Source organism: Streptomyces sp. AM25 (genome assembly GCF_058146165.1).
Genome location: NZ_JBKIWN010000015.1, coordinates 24,009 through 39,639 on the forward strand (window position 1 = coordinate 24,009; position 15,631 = coordinate 39,639).

Sequence of the window (15,631 nt, forward strand, 5' to 3'; positions counted from 1 at the left end):
CCGAGGCCTCCCGCCCCCCGCATCACCTGCACGGAGCCCCCATCCCCATGGCCCCCACCACGGACAGCGCCGTCCGCACGGACGGCGCTCTGCTGGACGATGTGTCCACCACTGCAGCCGCCGACTCCGGCGCGATAGAAACCCGCGGCATCGAGCCCGTACCGGACAACGAGCGGCACGGCCGGGTCCGGGAGCTCTTCCCGACCTGGGTCGCCGCCAACATCAGTGTGTTGCTGCTCACCATGGGCGCCGCCCTGGTGGTCTTCAACAAGCTCAACTTCTGGCAGACCCTGATCGTCGCTGCCTGCGCCGCCCTGGCGTCGTTCGGCATGGTCGGCGTCCTGTCGGTCTCCGGGAAGTGGGGCGGCGCCCCGGGCGCGATGCTCTCCCGCGCGACGTTCGGCGTGCGCGGCAACCTCTTCCCCGGCGCGATCCTGTGGGTCGCCCGGTTCGGCTGGGAGACGATCAACGCGGTCACGGGTGCGTACGCCGTGCTGACCGTGCTCGATCTGCTGTTCGGGATCAAGAGCAACAACGTGCTCATCGTTGTGACGCTGTTTGTTTTCGTTGCCTGCACGTTCCTTGTCAGCGGCATGGGGCGGAAGGCCCTCAACGTCTGCAACAAGTGGTCGACCTATTTGTTCGGCGTCTTCAGCGTGCTGGTGCTCGGGTACCTCGTCGTCCACATCAAGTGGCACGACGTCTTCTCGAAGCCGGCCGGTTCGACCGCGATGTTGATCGCCGGTATCGGGACCATCGCGGCGGGCGGCATCAGCTGGGTGCCGACCGGGCCCGACTTCGCGCGGTACCTGCCGCACTCCGCGTCCGGCAAGAAGATCGTCGGTGCGACGGTCTCCGGTGCCGGTGTGGTGATGGTGCCGATGGTGCTCATGGGTGCCGTGATGGCCGTGGCCGCGCCGGGGCTCGCCGAGGCGCCGGACCCGGTGTCCTTCCTCGGTGACATCCTGCCGACGTGGCTGGCCGTGCCGTACCTGATCACCGCGATCGTGGGCATGCTGCTGATCAACTCGCTGTCGATGTACTCGGCCGGGTTCACCGCCCAGACGATGGGCGTCAAGCTGCCGCGTGCGATGGCCGTGAGCATCAACGCCGCCATCTCGCTGGTGGGCGGTCTGATGCTGATGCTGGTCGCCAAGAGCTTCCTGAGCTCGTTCATCACGTTTTTGATCCTGCTCGCCGTCTCGTTCTCCGCCTGGATCGGTGTCTACGCGGTCGACATGGCGCGGCGACGGGTGCGGGCCGTGCGGTACGACGCGGAGGGGCTGATGGACACCAGCCCGTCGAGCCGGTACTGGTACACGGGCGGATTCTGCTGGCAGGCGATGACGGCGTGGGCGGTGGCGCTGATCGCCGGGCTCTGCTTCACGCAGTGCGCCTGGTTCAGCGGGCCGCTGTCCGGGACGTTCGTGGGCAAGTACGGGCTGGGCTGGGCGGCGACGATCGCCATCTCGGCCGTGCTGATGGCGGTTCTGCCGACGCCGCGGGAGCAGGAGAAGTAGTTCCCCCTCCCCTCGCTTGAAACGGTCCCCTGCGTTGTGCAGGGGGCCGTTTTGCGTGTGTGCGGGTGGTCGGGTCGGGGGTGGGACGGGCCCTTCCGGGGACTGAACTTTTTGCGGCTGCCCTGTTCCCCGGGGCGGTACCCCGTACTTGCCACAAAAAGTTTTTACGTCCCCTCCAGGGCCCGTCCCACCCCCACCCCCTCACATCGCCGTCACGACGCGTCTCCGGGCGACCAGGCGCCTCGCGCTGCGGTGGCGTTCACGGGCGGGCGGGAGGGCGTATCCCCACGCGCCGAAGGCGCGTGGCGCCACCGCGGCGGGGCAGCCGCAGAACAAACGGGCGCCGACCCGGTCGGAACCGGGTCGGCGCCTCGCAGAGGAGTGGGCGGGCGGGGTAGGTCAGCCCATCTCCTCCAACGCCTTGCCCTTCGTCTCCTTCACGAACTTCAGCACGAAGGGGATGGAGAGCACGGCGAAGACCGCGTAGATGATGTACGCGCCCGAGAGGTCCCAGTCCGCGAGGCTCGGGAAGCTGGCCGTGATGGCCCAGTTGGCGATCCACTGGGCCGAGGCGGCGACGCCCAGGGCCGCGGCGCGGAAGCGGTTGGGGAACATCTCGCCGAGGAAGACCCAGACCACGACGCCCCAGGAGAGCGCGAAGAAGAGCACGAACGCGTGGGCCGCGATCAGGGCCACCGTGCCCTGGCCGGTCGGCAGGGTGCCGTCCGCGGACTTGGCGGCGAAGGCCCAGGCCTCGAGGGCGAGGGAGACGGCCATACCGGCGGAGCCGACGAGGGCGAGCGGCTTGCGGCCGACGCGGTCGACGAGGACCATCGCGATCACGGTGCCGACGATGTTGATGATCGACGTGGTGAAGCTGTAGAAGAACGAGCTCTCGGGGTTGATGCCCACCGACTGCCACAGCGTCGAGGAGTAGTAGAACGCGACGTTGATGCCGACGAACTGCTGGAAGACCGAGAGGCCTATGCCGATCCAGACGATCGGGAGCAGGCCGAAGCGGCCGCCGAGCAGGTCCTTGAAGGTGGACTTCTGCTCGCTGTTCATGGCGTGCTCGATCTCGGCGACGCGTGCGTCGAGGTCGATGTCCTTGCCCTCGACCTCGGCCAGGACGGTCTTGGCCTTGTCGAGCCTGCCGGCCGAGATCAGGAAGCGGGGGGACTCGGGGATGGCGAAGGAGAGCAGGCCGTAGAGGACGGCCGGGACCACCATGACGCCGAGCATCAGCTGCCAGGCCTCGATGCCGAGGAGGTGGCCGCGCTGGTCGCCGCCCGCGGCGTTGATGATGCCCCAGTTGACGAGCTGCGAGACGGCGATGCCGACGACGATCGCGGCCTGCTGGAAGGAGCCGAGCCGGCCGCGGTAGGCGGGCGGGGAGACCTCGGCGATGTAGGCCGGGCCGATGACCGAGGCCATGCCGATGGCGATGCCGCCGAGGACGCGCCACAGGGCGAGGTCCCACAGGGCGAACGGCAGGGCCGAGCCGACGGCGCTGACGGTGAAGAGGGCCGCGGAGATCTGCATCACACGGATGCGGCCGATGCGGTCCGCGACGCGGCCGGCCGTGGCGGCGCCGATCGCGCAGCCGATCAGCGCGATCGCGATGACCTGGGCGAGAGCGGCGGAGCCGATGTCGTACTTGTGGCGGATGCCCTCGACGGCGCCGTTGATCACGGAGCTGTCGTAACCGAAGAGGAAGCCGCCCATGGCCGCGGCCGCGGTGATGAAGATGACGTGGCCGAGGTGGTCCGGCTGGGCCTTGCGGCCCTCGGACCCCTTCGCTGCCGTCGCTGTGCTGGTCAACGTGTACTCCTGGGGCACCCCGGCCACACTGCCGGGGGTGGGGGGCGGCCTTTCCGGTGAAGATCAGAACGATCGCCACGTGAAGGCGTAAGCAACGTGGGAGACCCTATGTCTTCATTTCTCTAAGTCAAGAGATTGTGATGAAGAAGATTCCTGCTGTTTGCCGAGAAGTTGAGTTCAAGTAGTGAACTTGATCAACGAAGGCGCTGACTGATGACCTTCGAAACGCCGTCGCCCTGCATCGACACCCCGTAGAGCGCGTCCGCAACCTCCATCGTCCGCTTCTGGTGAGTGATCACGATCAGCTGCGAGCTCTCCTGCAGCTCTTTCATGATCCCGATCAGCCGCTGGAGATTGGTGTCGTCCAGCGCCGCCTCGACCTCGTCCATCACATAGAACGGGCTCGGGCGGGCCTTGAAGATCGCCACGAGCAGGGCGACCGCCGTCAGGGAGCGCTCTCCGCCCGAGAGGAGGGAGAGGCGCTTGACCTTCTTGCCCGGCGGGCGGGCCTCCACGTCCACTCCGGTGGCCAGCATGTCGTCCGGGTTCGTGAGGATCAGACGGCCCTCGCCCCCGGGGAAGAGCCGGGAGAAGACGCCCTCGAACTCGCGGGCCGTGTCCCGGTAGGCCGCCGTGAAGACCTCCTCGACGCGCTTGTCGACGTCCTTCACCACCTGGAGGAGGTCGGCGCGGGTCTTCTTGAGGTCCTCCAGCTGCTCCGAGAGGAAGTTGTGCCGCTCCTCCAGGGCCGCGAACTCCTCCAGCGCGAGCGGATTGACCTTGCCGAGCTGCTGGTACGCCCGTTCCGCCGCCTTGAGGCGCTTCTCCTGTTCCGCCCGGACGAAGGGCACCGGCTGGTTGCGGGGGTGCTCCGGGTCCTCGGGCAGCGCCTCGCCCTCCGCCGGCGGCGAGGGCGGCACGGGCTGGTCGGGACCGTACTCGGCGACCAGGCCCGCGGGCTCGACGCCGAGCTCCTCCAGGGCCTTGGCCTCCAGCTGCTCGATCCGCAGCCGCTTCTCCGCGCCCAGCACCTCGCCCTTGTGGACCGAGTCCGTCAGCTTGTCCAGCTCGGTCTTGAGCTCGCGCGCGGCGTTGCGCCCGGCGACCAGTTCGCACTCGCGCTCCGCCTTGGCGGCCTCCGCCGACTGCCGCTCCTCGTCGGCGCGGACCAGCGAGACCTCCACGTGGGCCAGCAGCTGCCGGGCTCCGGCCGCCACCGCCCCGGCCACCTCGGCCTCGTGGCGCAGCCGGGCGCGGCGCTGCTCCGTCCGCACCCGCGCATCCCGTTCGGCACGCGCGGCGCGGTCCAGCCCGTCCGCCCGGCCCGCGAGCGCCTTGACGCGCTCCTCGTGGGTACGGACCTGCAGCCGCGCCTCCATCTCCGTCTGCCGGGCGTTGGCGCCGTCGGCCGCGAGCCGGTCGCGGGCGGCGGTGTCGGGGTCGTCCGTGCCGTCGCCGTCCGCGAGTTCCTCGGCGGCCGCGAGCCGCTCCGCCAGTTCCGCGGCCTCCTCGGCGGCCCGTGCCAGCGCTTCCTGCGCGCGCTCGACGGCCGCGGCGCTGCGCTCGGCCTCGCCCTCCGCGGCACGGGCCTGCCCGGCGAGGCGGCCCAGGTCCTGGGCGACCTTCGACTTGGCGCGGTCGGCCGTGCTGCGGGAGGCCGCCAGTTCCTCGACGAGGGCGGTGATCCGTGTTCTGTTCTCTTCCGCCGCGCGCCGAGTCGTCGTCAACTCCGCGCATTCGTCTTCGAGTTCGGCGAGTTCGGCCGTCGCCTCGTCGACGGCCGCCTGAACTTCCAGCAGGCTCGGCGCACCGCTGGAGCCGCCCTGCGCGAAGTGCGCTCCCAGCACGTCGCCTTCGGCGGTGACGGCGGTCAGGTCGGGGCGCGCGGCGACCAGGTGCTCGGCGTCCTCCAGGGTGTCGACGACCGCCATGCGGGCCAGCAGGCGCCGGACCGCGGGCCGCAACTCCTCGGGCGCGCGCACGAGTTCGGCGGCCATGCGGAAACCTGCGGCGGGGGCCGCGGGGGGCTCGTCCGGTGCTCCCGCGAGAAGCAGGGCCGCGCGGCCCGCGTCCTCCTTCTTCAGCAGGCGCAGTGCTTCCGCCGCGGCCGCCGGGCCGGTGACGGCGACGGCGTCCGCGGCCGCGCCCAGCGCCGCGGCGACGGAGAGTTCGCTTCCGGGGGTGACGGTGAGGACTTCCGCCGCCGGTCCGAGGAGCCCGGAGATTCGTTCCTTCGCCGTCAGGAGCGCGCCCGTGCCGTCCTTGCGACGCAGCCCGAGGGCCAGTGCGTCGCGACGGGCCGTGATCGCCGCGCGGCGCCGCCCGGCCTCGCCCGCCGCCTCGCGGGCCGCGTCCAGGGCGGCCTCCGCGGCGGCCAGCTCCGCCCGGGCCCGGTCGTGGCGGGCGGCCAGGTCCGCGTCACCGGCGTCGGCTCCGTCGGCCTCGGCCTGCCGCTGCTCGTACTCCTCGCGCGCGGCGGCGGCCCGCTCGTACGCCTCGTCGCGGGCGGCCGTCAGACGGACGGACTCGGCCTCGGCGGACGCCGCCCGGCCGCGGGCGGCGGTGACCCTGCCCTGCAGCCGGGCGAGCTGCTCGCGGCGGTCGGCGACGGCGCGGGCCGCGTCGCGCAGCCGGCGCTCCTCCTGCGCCAGGCGCTGCTCCAGCTCGGCACGGTGCCGGGCGGTGTCCTCCAGGGCCCGCCCGGCCGCCTCCAGCGCGGCCTCCAACTCGGCCTCCTGCTCGCGGATGCGGGCCGCCTCGCGCTCCAGGTCCTCCGGTTCGCGGCCGCGCCGCTCCTCCGTGGGGGCCGCGGAAGCGCTGGTGACGCGGGCGTCGGCGAGCCCGACGGTGCCGCGGACGCGCTCGGCGAGCCGGGAGAGTTCGTACCAGGTCTGCTGGGCCCGCGCGAGGCGCGGCGTCAGCTCGCGGACCTGCTCCTCCAGCTCGGCCTCGCGCCGGGCCGCCTCCTGCAGCCGCTGCTCCGCGGTCTCCTTGCGGGTCTTGAGCGCCGCCTCGTCGGCGATCTCGGCGCTCAGCGCCCGGCGCAGGGCGACCAGGTCGTCGGCGAGCAGCCGCAGCCGGGCGTCGCGCAGGTCCGCCTGGATCACGGCGGCCCGGCGGGCCACGGCGGCCTGCCGGCCGAGCGGCTTGAGCTGCCTGCGCAGCTCGTCGGTGAGGTCCTGGACGCGCGCGAGGTTGGCCCGCATCGCGTCGAGCTTGCGCAGCGCCTTCTCCTTGCGCTTGCGGTGCTTGAGGACGCCGGCCGCCTCCTCGATGAAGGCGCGGCGGCCGAGCGGGTCGGCGTGCAGGACGGAGTCGAGCCGGCCCTGGCCGACGATGACGTGCATCTCGCGGCCGATGCCGGAGTCGGAGAGCAGCTCCTGGATGTCGAGCAGGCGGCAGGTGTCACCGTTGATCTGGTATTCGCTGCCGCCGTTGCGGAACATCGTCCGCGTGATGGTGACCTCGGCGTACTCGATGGGCAGGGCGCCGTCGGAGTTGTCGATGGTGAGCGAGACCTCGGCGCGGCCCAGGGGCGGGCGGCCGGTGGTCCCGGCGAAGATGACGTCCTCCATCTTGCCGCCGCGCAGCGACTTGGCACCCTGCTCGCCCATGACCCAGGAGAGCCCGTCGACGACGTTGGACTTGCCCGAACCGTTGGGGCCCACGACACAGGTGATACCGGGTTCGAAGCGCAGGGTCGTCGCGGAGGCGAAGGATTTGAACCCGCGCAGGGTCAGGCTCTTGAGGTGCACGCAGCAGGACTCTACCGTTCATCTCGGTTTCACCCCGGAAGGTGCCGGGCACATCCTGAACGTAAGGGGGCTGCGGAGGAAAACGGCAGGGCGCCGGAGATACGACGGATACGACGAAGGGACGCCGGAGCGTCCCTTGCAGAATCTAAGCGGCTGACTGACAGTGCAGCCCGACCAGGCCCCCGGGGCAGGGCGTACGGTCAGGCGAGCGCAGGCTCCGCCGTGGATACGTCGATGCTGTCGAGCAGCGAATCACCGTGGTGAGCGGCGGCAGTCAGCGCGTCGTTCTCGGCCTGCATCCGGATGAGCTCGGATTCCAGGTCCTGGACTCGCTGCTGAAGCCGTCGCATCTCGGCGAGGACTCGGGGGTCGGAACCGCCGACGTAACCGAGAAGCGCCTTTGCCATGATGGATGGTCCTCCACACTGAGTGACCGACCTAAGCGGTGTGGGTCGTGAGGGATTCGCACCCGCGGTGTCTGCCATCACTACTGCGGTGTTTCAATGCCAAACAGCTAAGGTGCGCGGGGCTTCCAGAGTCTCACCAAAAGGTTTGACGGTCAACACGATCACACCCCGTATCCGCAGGCGTCCCAGGGGTGGCGGGGCGTCGTGCGCGCCGCTTGTCCGCACCCGGGGCCCTAGGGGTGTGGAGATCATCCGTTGGAAGGCAGCCTTGCACGCCGCCGCCGAGTTGGCAACCATCAGGCAATTCGCGCGGGACGAATATGCCAAAGGCATATCAATGGAATGTCGGACACCCCGGAGCCGGGCATATCCGGGGCGCCGGGCCGGGCGTCAGCGCATCTCGAAACCGTCATATCCGCCCCGCGGGGCGCCCCAGATCTCCGTGACGCCGTCCACCCGGCCGGGCGTGTCGCCGTCGCACAGCCAGTCGAGCAATTGTTCGCAATGGGTGCGGGACCCCTCGGCGACCACCTGTACGCGTCCGTCGGCGAGGTTCGAGGCGAAGCCGGTCAGGTCACCGATTGCCAAGGCGTTGGCCCGAGTGAACCAACGAAAGCCAACACCCTGCACATGACCACGGACCCACGCCGTGAGACGGACATTCTCGTTCATGTCTGCACGCTAACTGGCCAATTGCATACGAAGCACTTCGACCCCGTGTCGTGTGCCGTACAGTCGCGGCTCTATAAGGCTCCCCCGTACGAGTGACGCACTTTCACGCCGAGCACACAAGGAAGGCAGCGGATGGGTCGCCATCGACGCTCTGCCCCCCTCACCGCTGACGAAGCGGCAGCGATTGCCCGGAAAGCGAGGGCTCCCCAGACGAGAGAGCGGCCCAAGCCGCTCGGCCCCGACGAGGACCCTTCGGAAGCGACCACTCAACCCATCCCCGTCATCTCCCCCGACGACGGCAACGCCGGCCGTCACCGCAGCGCCCGGCGCCCCGGGCGGGCCAAGGGCATCAAGGCGCGGGTCGGCGCCCCCGCCGCCCGGCGGGCCGGTCTGCTCGGCGCGTCCGCGGCCGTGGCCATGGGCGCCGCGGCCATGATCTCCGGACTGCTGCCGAGCGGGGGCCTCGCCACCCAGGACACCGGGGGCACCAGCGCCGCCGGCACGCCCGGGCAGGTGCGGGCCGACCAGCCTCAGCACGGCACGCCCAGCCAGCGCTCCCGGCCGGCCGCACCCGGCGGCGGGCGCGAGGAGCACCGGGCACAGGCCCGGCCGGCGGTGGAGCAGGAACGGCAGCCGGCTCCGGACCGCGGGACCGCCGAGGACGCCCGCGCCGACCGCGGGTCGGAGCGCGCGCACGGGCAGGACTCCCCCATGGCGGCGCCCGAGCAGTCGGATCCGCATGAGGGCTCCGTCCACGCCTCGGCGTCGGTGCACACCGCCGCGGACACGGGCGTCGCCTCGGCGGGTGCCGGTGCGGCCGTGGAGGACTCGGCACACCTGCACGGAAAGCTGGCCGACCCGCACACCGCCGCGGCGCACCTGGTGCTGTCCCTGGTCAACGAGGAACGGGCGCGGGCGGGTTGCAAGCCGCTCCGGGCGGACGGCAAACTCAACGGCCTGGCCCAGTCGTTCAGCGACGACATGGCCCGGCGGGGCTTCTTCGACCACACCGACCCCGACGGCAGGACCCCGTGGGACCGCGCCGCACGACGTGGCGTCAAGAACCTCGGCGGCGAGAACATCGCCCGTGGGCATCCGGACGCCCATGCGGTGATGAACGCGTGGATGCAGAGCGCCGGGCACCGCCAGAACATCCTCAACTGCGAGTACAAACGGCTGGGGGTGGGGGTGCACATGGGGGACAGCGGCCCCTGGTGGACGCAGGACTTCGGGTACTAGACCGGCGCAGAGGAGTGCCGGGCGGGCCGCCCGCCCGGCGCTTCCGTGCGTCAGGCCACCGCCACGCGGCCCGCGGCGAAGATGCGCGCCTGCTCCGTTATACGCCGGCCCAGGTGCTGCGCCGTCTCGATGTCCGCCTTGTGGACGGCCTCCGCACCCTGGTCGTTGTTGGACTGGGCCGCGGCGCCGAGGAAGAAGCCCAGGCGGTTGAGGTCGTTCTCGGAGGCCGTGGAGGCGTTCCAGCCCGGGAACAGGTTGAGGCTCACCCAGCTCATGCCGTGCTGGGCCGCGAGCAGCGAGAAGAACTGCAGGGTGTGCAGCTTGTCGCCGCTCTTGGAGGCGGAGTTGGTGAAGCCGGCCGCGAGCTTGTCCTGCCAGGCCCGGGTCGCCCAGCGCTTGGAGCTCGCCTCGGCGAAGACGTGGAAGGCGCCGGAGGCGGTGCCCATGTAGGTGGGCGAGCCGAAGACGATCGCGTGGGAGGCGTCGAGCAGCTCCCACTGCTCCTCCGTGATCTCGTCGACCTTGATCAGGTGAACGGTCGCACCGGATGCGGCTGCACCGGAGCGGACGGCCTCGGCGAGGACGGCGGTGTGGCCGAAGCCGGAGTGGTAGGCGATGGAGACGACGGGCGTGGTCACGGCAGACACGGCGGATACCTCTCGGAGATGCGGAGCACCGTGGAGTGGTGCGATACCGAAAGGAAAGCACTAACTTTTAGATAGCGCAACCTTTCGGTGAGCGCTGCGCCGGAGTAGGGTGTCCGCATGGATCAGGATCAGGACCGGCTGCCGTTCGACGTCTTCGCGCGGAACTGCCCCTCCCGCGACACCCTGGGCCATGTCACCGGACGGTGGGGCGCCCTCACCCTCGGCGCGCTGCGCGAGGACACGCTGCGCTTCAACGAACTGCGCCGCCGCGTCGAGGGCGTCAGCGAGAAGATGCTGTCCCAGACCCTGCAGGCCCTGGAGCGGGACGGGCTCGTGCACCGGGAGGCGCAGCCGGTGAATCCGCCGCGCGTGGAGTACCGGCTGACGCCGTTGGGGCACGAAGTCGCCGAGCGGCTCTCGGAGTTGATCGGGCTGCTGGAGAACCGTATGCCGGATGTGCTTGCCGCACGGGAGGCGTATGACGCAGAGCGTCTGCCATAAACGGTCGTTTTGCGGCTGCACGCCCGTTGTGGCTGGTCGCGCAGTTCCCCGCACCCCTTACGGGCGCGGTGCCCGCTGGCAGCGGGGGCAGAAGTAGCTGGAGCGGTTCATCCACGGGCTGCGGCGCATGGGCGTGCCGCAGCGCCGGCACGGTTCGTCCTCGCGCCCGTAGGCGTCCAACGACCGGTCGAAATAGCCGGATTGGCCGTTCACATTGACGTAGAGGCTGTCGAAGCTGGTGCCGCCGGCCGCGAGGGCCTCGTTCATGACCTCGCGGATGTGGGTGAGCAGTTCGGCGGTCCGCGGGCGCGTCAGGGTCGCGGTGGGACGCTCGTAGTGCAGCCGCGTGCGCCAGAGCGCCTCGTCCGCGTAGATGTTGCCGACGCCGCTGATCAGCGACTGGTCGAGCAGGGCCCGCTTGACGGTCGTGCGCCGCCCGCGCAGTGCCGTGTGGAACGCGGCGTCGTCGAAGGCCGGGTCCAGGGGGTCCCGGGCGATGTGCGCGATGACGTCCGGGAGGCCCTCGGGGTCGCCGGGGACGGTGTCGTGCAGCGAGAGCCCGCCGAAGGTGCGCTGGTCGACGAAGCGCAGTTCGGTGCCCTCGGCGTCGTCGAAGCGGATGCGGATGCGCAGGTGCTTCTCGTCGGGGGCGGTCGGCGGCTGCACCAGCAGCTGGCCGCTCATGCCGAGGTGGGCGAGGACGGCCCGGCTCCCGTCCCCCACCGGCAACCACAAGTACTTGCCGCGCCGTTGGGCCGCGCCGAGCCGCTGCCCGGTCAACTGCGCGGAGAAATCGGCCGGTCCGGCCGCGTGGCGGCGAATGGCCCGCGGATGCAGCACCTCGACGGCGGCGACGGTGCGACCGCTGACCCAGCGCTCCAGGCCACGGCGGACGACCTCGACCTCGGGCAGCTCGGGCATGGGTGCGCTCCTCCAGGCTGCCGCCCCCCGGCGGCGGAAAGACGAAGACCGGTTCGCGGCACCGGAGTCGGTGCCGCGAACCGGCCGACGGTTCGTGCTATGCGCTCTGCTGCGCGCCGCCGTCGGCGTCCGCCGACGGGGAGCCGCCCTCCTTGGCGGCGGCGGCACGCTCTTCCGCCGCCTGGTGGATGGCGCGCCAGGCGGACTCCGCCGCCTGCTGCTCCGCTTCCTTCTTGCTGCGGCCGGTGCCGGTGCCGTACGCGACACCACCGACGCGGGCAGCAGCCGTGAAGGTCTTCTCGTGGTCGGGACCGGTCTCCGTGACCAGGTACTCCGGGACACCGAGACCCTCGGTGGCCGTGAGCTCCTGGAGGCTGGTCTTCCAGTCCAGGCCGGCGCCGAGGTTCGAGGACTTCTCGATCAGCGGGTCGAAGAGCCGGTGCACCAGCTCCGAAGCGGCGTCCAGGCCCTGGTCCAGGTAGACCGCGCCGATGACCGCTTCCAGAGTGTCCGCGAGGATCGAGGCCTTGTCCCTGCCGCCCGTGCCCTCTTCACCGCGGCCGAGCCGGATGAAGGCGCCCAGGTCCAGGCCCCGGCCGACCTCGGCCAGCGCCCGGGAGTTGACCACCGCGGCCCGCAGCTTGGCCAGCTGGCCCTCGGGCAGGTCGGGGTGGATCCGGTACAAGGTGTCCGTGACCACCAGACCCAGGACGGAGTCCCCGAGGAACTCCAGCCGTTCGTTGGTGGGCAGGCCACCGTTCTCGTAGGCGTAGGAACGGTGGGTCAGCGCACGCACCAGAAGGGCGGTCTCGAGTGTGTACCCGAGCCGCCCTTCCAGAAGCGTGTGAGACGAGGCCGCGTCCGCCTGAGGCGCCCCATTCCCGCGACTGCGGGATGGCGTAGTGGCGTCTGACATGGAGCCTGTCACCCGCCGATCAGACCTCGAGGACCTGGCGCTTGTTGTAGGTGCCGCAGCTCGGGCACGCGATGTGCTGCTGCTTCGGCTCGTGGCAGCGCTCGCACGCCACCAGGGGGGTGACCGCAGCCTTCCACTGCGACCGGCGGTGGCGCGTGTTGCTGCGCGACATCTTCCGCTTCGGAACAGCCACGGCTACTTCTCCTGTGAGTCATCCCCGTTGGCACGGGGTGCGTTGTCCTTCTCGCCGTCCTGGTCGGAACCGGCGAGTCCCTGCAGTGCCGCCCAACGGATGTCGACGGTCTCGTGGTGGTGGTCCGGGTCGTCCGCCAGCCGCGCTCCGCACTCGGAGCACAGGCCGGGGCAGTCGTCCTGGCACACCGGCTGCAGCGGCAGTGCGAGCACCGCCGCGTCGCGCAGCACGGGTTCGAGGCCGAGCAAGTCGTCCTCGAGGAAGAGCGTGTCCTCTTCGTCGTCCTCGTCCTCGTCGTCGGTGGCCGCGAGGCGGCCCCGCTCGTCGAGGTCGGGGTAGGAGTACAGCTCCTGGAAGTCCACTTCGAGCTCCTGCTCGAGCGGCTCCAGACACCTTACGCACTCCCCGGTCAGCGGTGCACGGGCGGTGCCTGTGACAAGCACCCCTTCCATGACCGATTCCAGCCGGAGGTCAAGCTCAACGGTCGCACCCTCGGCCACCCCGATGACCTCGATGCCGAGGTCCTTGGGGGCGGGGACGGAGCGGGAGAGCCGCTTCAGCGCACCCGGACGCCGGCCCAGCTCGCGCGTATCGAACACGAGAGGGTCACGGTGATCAAGGCGGGCGTTCAGGGCTTCCTGCTTTCTACGCGGGTGAGGCCGCACCCCGCGCGGAACGCCGAGGGCAGCCTGGATCGCGGATGCATGCGCGACCGAAGAGCCAGGATACTGGACGCCCCGCTCTGGGCCCAATCCGCTCCGGTTGTCCCGCTGCGGACGGGCCGGTCAGCGGCCCTGCTCGTACCTGCGGAGCTGGTCGAGGTCGATCATCCCGGTGTCGAAGAAGCTCGTCTCGTCGAGCCCGGAGCCCTGCTGGTGCGGCTGTTGTTGCTGGTGCTGTTGCTGTTGTGGCACCTGCTGCGGCTGTGCCGCGTAGTGCTGCTGGTGGTAGCCGTACGGGTCCTGGTAGCCGCCCTGGACGGCGTACGGGTCCGGCTGCGCCGGGTAGGCCTGCGGATAGCCGTACGGGTCCTGGTAGGCCGCCGCGGGCTCCTGGTAGTCCGCGTAGACGGGCTGCTGCGGGACCGGGGGCGGGCTCGCCGGCTGCTGCGGCTGCTGGGAGGCGGCGAGCTCGGCGAGGAAGTCCGCGTCGCTGGTGGGGGCGCCCGCCGGCGGGCCGTCCTGCCCGCCCAGGGCACCGAGCTCGTCCGCGGGACGGGCGCCCGTCAGCTTCTCGCGGCCGCGGCCGACGGCTTCCAGGGTCTTGGCCAGGACGGCCGAGACCGCGCCGAGCTTGGCGTCCACGTAGACATCGGCGTTCTGCCGCTGGGCGCCGGGGTCGGCGCTGCGCTCCGGGGCGTCGTCCTCGCCGGGAACGCCGCCGTCCTGCAGGCCGAGCAGCTTCTCACGGCCGCGGTCGACGGAGCCGATGGTCTTGGTGAGGACGACCTCGAAGTTGGCGAGCTTGCTGTCGACGTAGTCGTCGGCCTCCGCGCGGACCTGCTCGGCCTCCTGGCGGGCCTCCGCGAGGATGCGGTCGGCCTCGTCCTGGGAGCGGCGGGCGACCTCGGTGTCCGAGATCAGCGTCCCGCGCTCGGCGCGGGCGGCGTCCAGGATCCGCTCGGCCTCCTCGCGGGCGTCCGCGACGAGCTGCTCGCGGTCGCCGATGACCTCGCGCGCCTGGGCGAGCGAGCCGGGCAGCGCCGTGCGCATCTCCTCCAGCAGCCCGAGCAGCTCGGCCCGGTTGACGACGCAGGAGGCCGACATGGGCAGCGAGCGGGCACCGGCGACGGCCGTGACGATCTCGTCGAGCTTCTTCTGTACGTCCACCTGGCGCTCGCCACTCTCTTCCGACCGATGGGAACGGACGGGGACGACTGTAAGGCCAGCGGACCCCGCCCGGCACTCACCGGCGTCGCGCCGCGGCGTCAGCTCTGCGCGAGACGCTCGGTGAGGGCCTCGAAGACCACCGGCGGCACCAGGTGGGAGACGTCGCCGCCCCAGGCCGCGACCTCCTTGACCAGGCTGGACGAGAGGAAGCTGTAGGTCGGGTTGGTGGGGACGAACAGGGTCTCGACGCCCGAGAGGCCGTTGTTCATCTGGGCCATCTGCAGCTCGTAGTCGAAGTCGCTGACGGCCCGCAGCCCCTTGACGATGGCGGGGATGTCCCGCTCCTTGCAGAAGTCGACGAGCAGCCCGTGAAAGGCCTCCACCTCGACGTTGCCGTACTCGGCGGTGACCTGGCGGAGCAGGTCTATCCGCTCGTCGACCGTGAACAGGCCCTGCTTGGACTTGTTGATCATCACGGCGACGTGCACGACGTCGTACAGCCGGGAGGCACGGGCGATGATGTCGAGGTGTCCATTGGTGACGGGGTCGAACGACCCCGGACAGACGGCGCGGCGCAACAGTGGTTCCTCGCTCTCCGGTCCATTCATGACGTGCCTGATGATGTCTCAGCAGTGCACGCCGAGGCGGCGCGACCGTACCAAAGCGTGCCCTCGCCGTAGCGACGGGCCCTCAGTCCGTCGAAGCCGTCCGGCCAGCGGAATTCCCCGCCCCTGGTGCTGCGCTCCACGGTGGCGAGCGCGTCCTCGGCCAGCCAGCCCCCGGCGCGGAGTGTGAGGAGGATCTCCCGCACCTCGTCGTCCGTGACGGCGTAGGGCGGGTCGAGGAAGACCACGTCGTACGGAGCGGAGGGCGCGGTTCCGGCGGCGGTCTGCTCGGCCTTGCCCGTGCGCACCTCGGCTCCCGGCAGCCCGACGACCCGGACGTTCTCCCGGATCACGCGCACCGCGCGGGCGTCGGCCTCCACCAGCAGCACGTGCCCGGCGCCGCGCGAGAGGGCCTCCAGGCCCACTGCGCCGGAGCCGCCGTAGAGGTCCAGCACCCGGATGCCGTCCAGGGTGCCGAGGAGGGACTGCCAGGTGGAGAACAGGCCCTCGCGCGCCCGGTCGGAGGTGGGGCGGGTGCCGGTGCCGGGCGGCACGGCCAGGCGGCGTCCGCCGGCGGTGCCGGCGATCACGCGGGTCATGTGTTT

15 protein-coding genes are annotated in these 15,631 nt (G+C 71.0%); 3 read left to right on the plus strand and 12 right to left on the minus strand.

All coding sequences use genetic code 11. From position 1 onward, the window contains the following. Positions 1-47 precede the first annotated feature (47 nt). Entirely contained in the window at positions 48-1,520 is a 1,473-nt protein-coding gene (locus tag ACLHRZ_RS20720; protein ID WP_490420212.1) for a purine-cytosine permease family protein, read from the plus strand. Between the two features lie 399 nt (positions 1,521-1,919). Here the strand turns inward: ACLHRZ_RS20720 and ACLHRZ_RS20725 are convergent, their stop codons facing one another. From ACLHRZ_RS20725 to ACLHRZ_RS20740, 4 genes are all read right to left on the minus strand, one after another. Then, positions 1,920-3,341 (minus strand): sugar porter family MFS transporter, encoded by a 1,422-nt coding sequence (locus tag ACLHRZ_RS20725; RefSeq protein WP_490419983.1) that lies wholly within the window; start codon positions 3,339-3,341, stop codon positions 1,920-1,922. A 194-nt stretch (positions 3,342-3,535) separates the two neighbouring features. Next, positions 3,536-7,096: a chromosome segregation protein SMC gene (gene smc / locus ACLHRZ_RS20730; protein WP_490419984.1), complete on the minus strand. Its 3,561-nt coding sequence runs from the start codon at positions 7,094-7,096 to the stop codon at positions 3,536-3,538. 200 nt (positions 7,097-7,296) lie between these two features. Continuing rightward, entirely contained in the window at positions 7,297-7,503 is a 207-nt protein-coding gene (locus tag ACLHRZ_RS20735; RefSeq protein WP_490419985.1) for a hypothetical protein, read from the minus strand. A 390-nt stretch (positions 7,504-7,893) separates the two neighbouring features. Next, the gene (locus ACLHRZ_RS20740; RefSeq protein WP_490419986.1) at positions 7,894-8,175 is read right to left on the minus strand and encodes an acylphosphatase; all 282 of its coding nucleotides are present in this window, start codon (positions 8,173-8,175) and stop codon (positions 7,894-7,896) included. Between the two features lie 132 nt (positions 8,176-8,307). Here ACLHRZ_RS20740 and ACLHRZ_RS20745 point away from each other — a divergent pair, with 132 nt between their 5' ends. After that, positions 8,308-9,414, plus strand: a complete 1,107-nt coding sequence (locus ACLHRZ_RS20745; protein ID WP_490419987.1) for a CAP domain-containing protein — start codon at positions 8,308-8,310, stop codon at positions 9,412-9,414. Positions 9,415-9,464: 50 nt separating this feature from the next. Here ACLHRZ_RS20745 and ACLHRZ_RS20750 read toward each other — a convergent pair whose 3' ends face one another. Further along, complete coding sequence (locus ACLHRZ_RS20750; protein WP_490420213.1) at positions 9,465-10,052, minus strand: flavodoxin family protein; 588 nt, start codon at positions 10,050-10,052, stop codon at positions 9,465-9,467. A gap of 126 nt (positions 10,053-10,178) precedes the next feature. On the opposite strand from ACLHRZ_RS20750, the gene ACLHRZ_RS20755 reads away from it, so the two are divergent. Further along, positions 10,179-10,562: a winged helix-turn-helix transcriptional regulator gene (locus tag ACLHRZ_RS20755; RefSeq protein WP_490419988.1), complete on the plus strand. Its 384-nt coding sequence runs from the start codon at positions 10,179-10,181 to the stop codon at positions 10,560-10,562. Positions 10,563-10,619: 57 nt separating this feature from the next. Here the strand turns inward: ACLHRZ_RS20755 and mutM are convergent, their stop codons facing one another. The 7 genes from mutM to rsmD form a co-directional block, all read right to left on the minus strand. After that, entirely contained in the window at positions 10,620-11,483 is an 864-nt protein-coding gene (gene mutM / locus ACLHRZ_RS20760) for a bifunctional DNA-formamidopyrimidine glycosylase/DNA-(apurinic or apyrimidinic site) lyase (RefSeq protein ID WP_490419989.1), read from the minus strand. A gap of 97 nt (positions 11,484-11,580) precedes the next feature. Further along, positions 11,581-12,399: a ribonuclease III gene (gene rnc, locus ACLHRZ_RS20765; protein WP_490419990.1), complete on the minus strand. Its 819-nt coding sequence runs from the start codon at positions 12,397-12,399 to the stop codon at positions 11,581-11,583. A 19-nt stretch (positions 12,400-12,418) separates the two neighbouring features. Then, positions 12,419-12,592 carry a 50S ribosomal protein L32 gene (gene rpmF, locus ACLHRZ_RS20770; protein WP_015657589.1) on the minus strand — a complete coding sequence of 58 codons (174 nt, stop codon included), beginning with the start codon at positions 12,590-12,592 and terminating at the stop codon, positions 12,419-12,421. A 2-nt stretch (positions 12,593-12,594) separates the two neighbouring features. Further along, positions 12,595-13,191 carry a YceD family protein gene (locus tag ACLHRZ_RS20775; protein ID WP_490419991.1) on the minus strand — a complete coding sequence of 199 codons (597 nt, stop codon included), beginning with the start codon at positions 13,189-13,191 and terminating at the stop codon, positions 12,595-12,597. Between the two features lie 186 nt (positions 13,192-13,377). Then, positions 13,378-14,421 (minus strand): F0F1 ATP synthase subunit B, encoded by a 1,044-nt coding sequence (locus tag ACLHRZ_RS20780; RefSeq protein ID WP_490419992.1) that lies wholly within the window; start codon positions 14,419-14,421, stop codon positions 13,378-13,380. 98 nt (positions 14,422-14,519) lie between these two features. Beyond that, positions 14,520-15,029 (minus strand): pantetheine-phosphate adenylyltransferase, encoded by a 510-nt coding sequence (gene coaD, locus ACLHRZ_RS20785; RefSeq protein ID WP_490419993.1) that lies wholly within the window; start codon positions 15,027-15,029, stop codon positions 14,520-14,522. After that, entirely contained in the window at positions 15,026-15,625 is a 600-nt protein-coding gene (gene rsmD, locus ACLHRZ_RS20790) for a 16S rRNA (guanine(966)-N(2))-methyltransferase RsmD (RefSeq protein WP_490419994.1), read from the minus strand. The genes coaD and rsmD overlap by 4 nt, the downstream gene beginning before the upstream one ends. Positions 15,626-15,631: the final 6 nt, after the last annotated feature.

Bases quoted from the DNA above. Each gene is read 5' to 3' on its own strand.
- coaD (WP_490419993.1), bottom strand. From the start codon at position 15,029: ATGAATGGACCGGAGAGCGAGGAACCACTGTTGCGCCGCGCCGTCTGT.
- mutM (WP_490419989.1), bottom strand. From the start codon at position 11,483: ATGCCCGAGCTGCCCGAGGTCGAGGTCGTCCGCCGTGGCCTGGAGCGC.
- ACLHRZ_RS20735 (WP_490419985.1), bottom strand. From the start codon at position 7,503: ATGGCAAAGGCGCTTCTCGGTTACGTCGGCGGTTCCGACCCCCGAGTC.
- ACLHRZ_RS20740 (WP_490419986.1), bottom strand. From the start codon at position 8,175: ATGAACGAGAATGTCCGTCTCACGGCGTGGGTCCGTGGTCATGTGCAG.
- ACLHRZ_RS20720 (WP_490420212.1), top strand. From the start codon at position 48: ATGGCCCCCACCACGGACAGCGCCGTCCGCACGGACGGCGCTCTGCTG.
- rnc (WP_490419990.1), bottom strand. From the start codon at position 12,399: ATGTCAGACGCCACTACGCCATCCCGCAGTCGCGGGAATGGGGCGCCT.
- ACLHRZ_RS20755 (WP_490419988.1), top strand. From the start codon at position 10,179: ATGGATCAGGATCAGGACCGGCTGCCGTTCGACGTCTTCGCGCGGAAC.
- ACLHRZ_RS20745 (WP_490419987.1), top strand. From the start codon at position 8,308: ATGGGTCGCCATCGACGCTCTGCCCCCCTCACCGCTGACGAAGCGGCA.
- rsmD (WP_490419994.1), bottom strand. From the start codon at position 15,625: ATGACCCGCGTGATCGCCGGCACCGCCGGCGGACGCCGCCTGGCCGTG.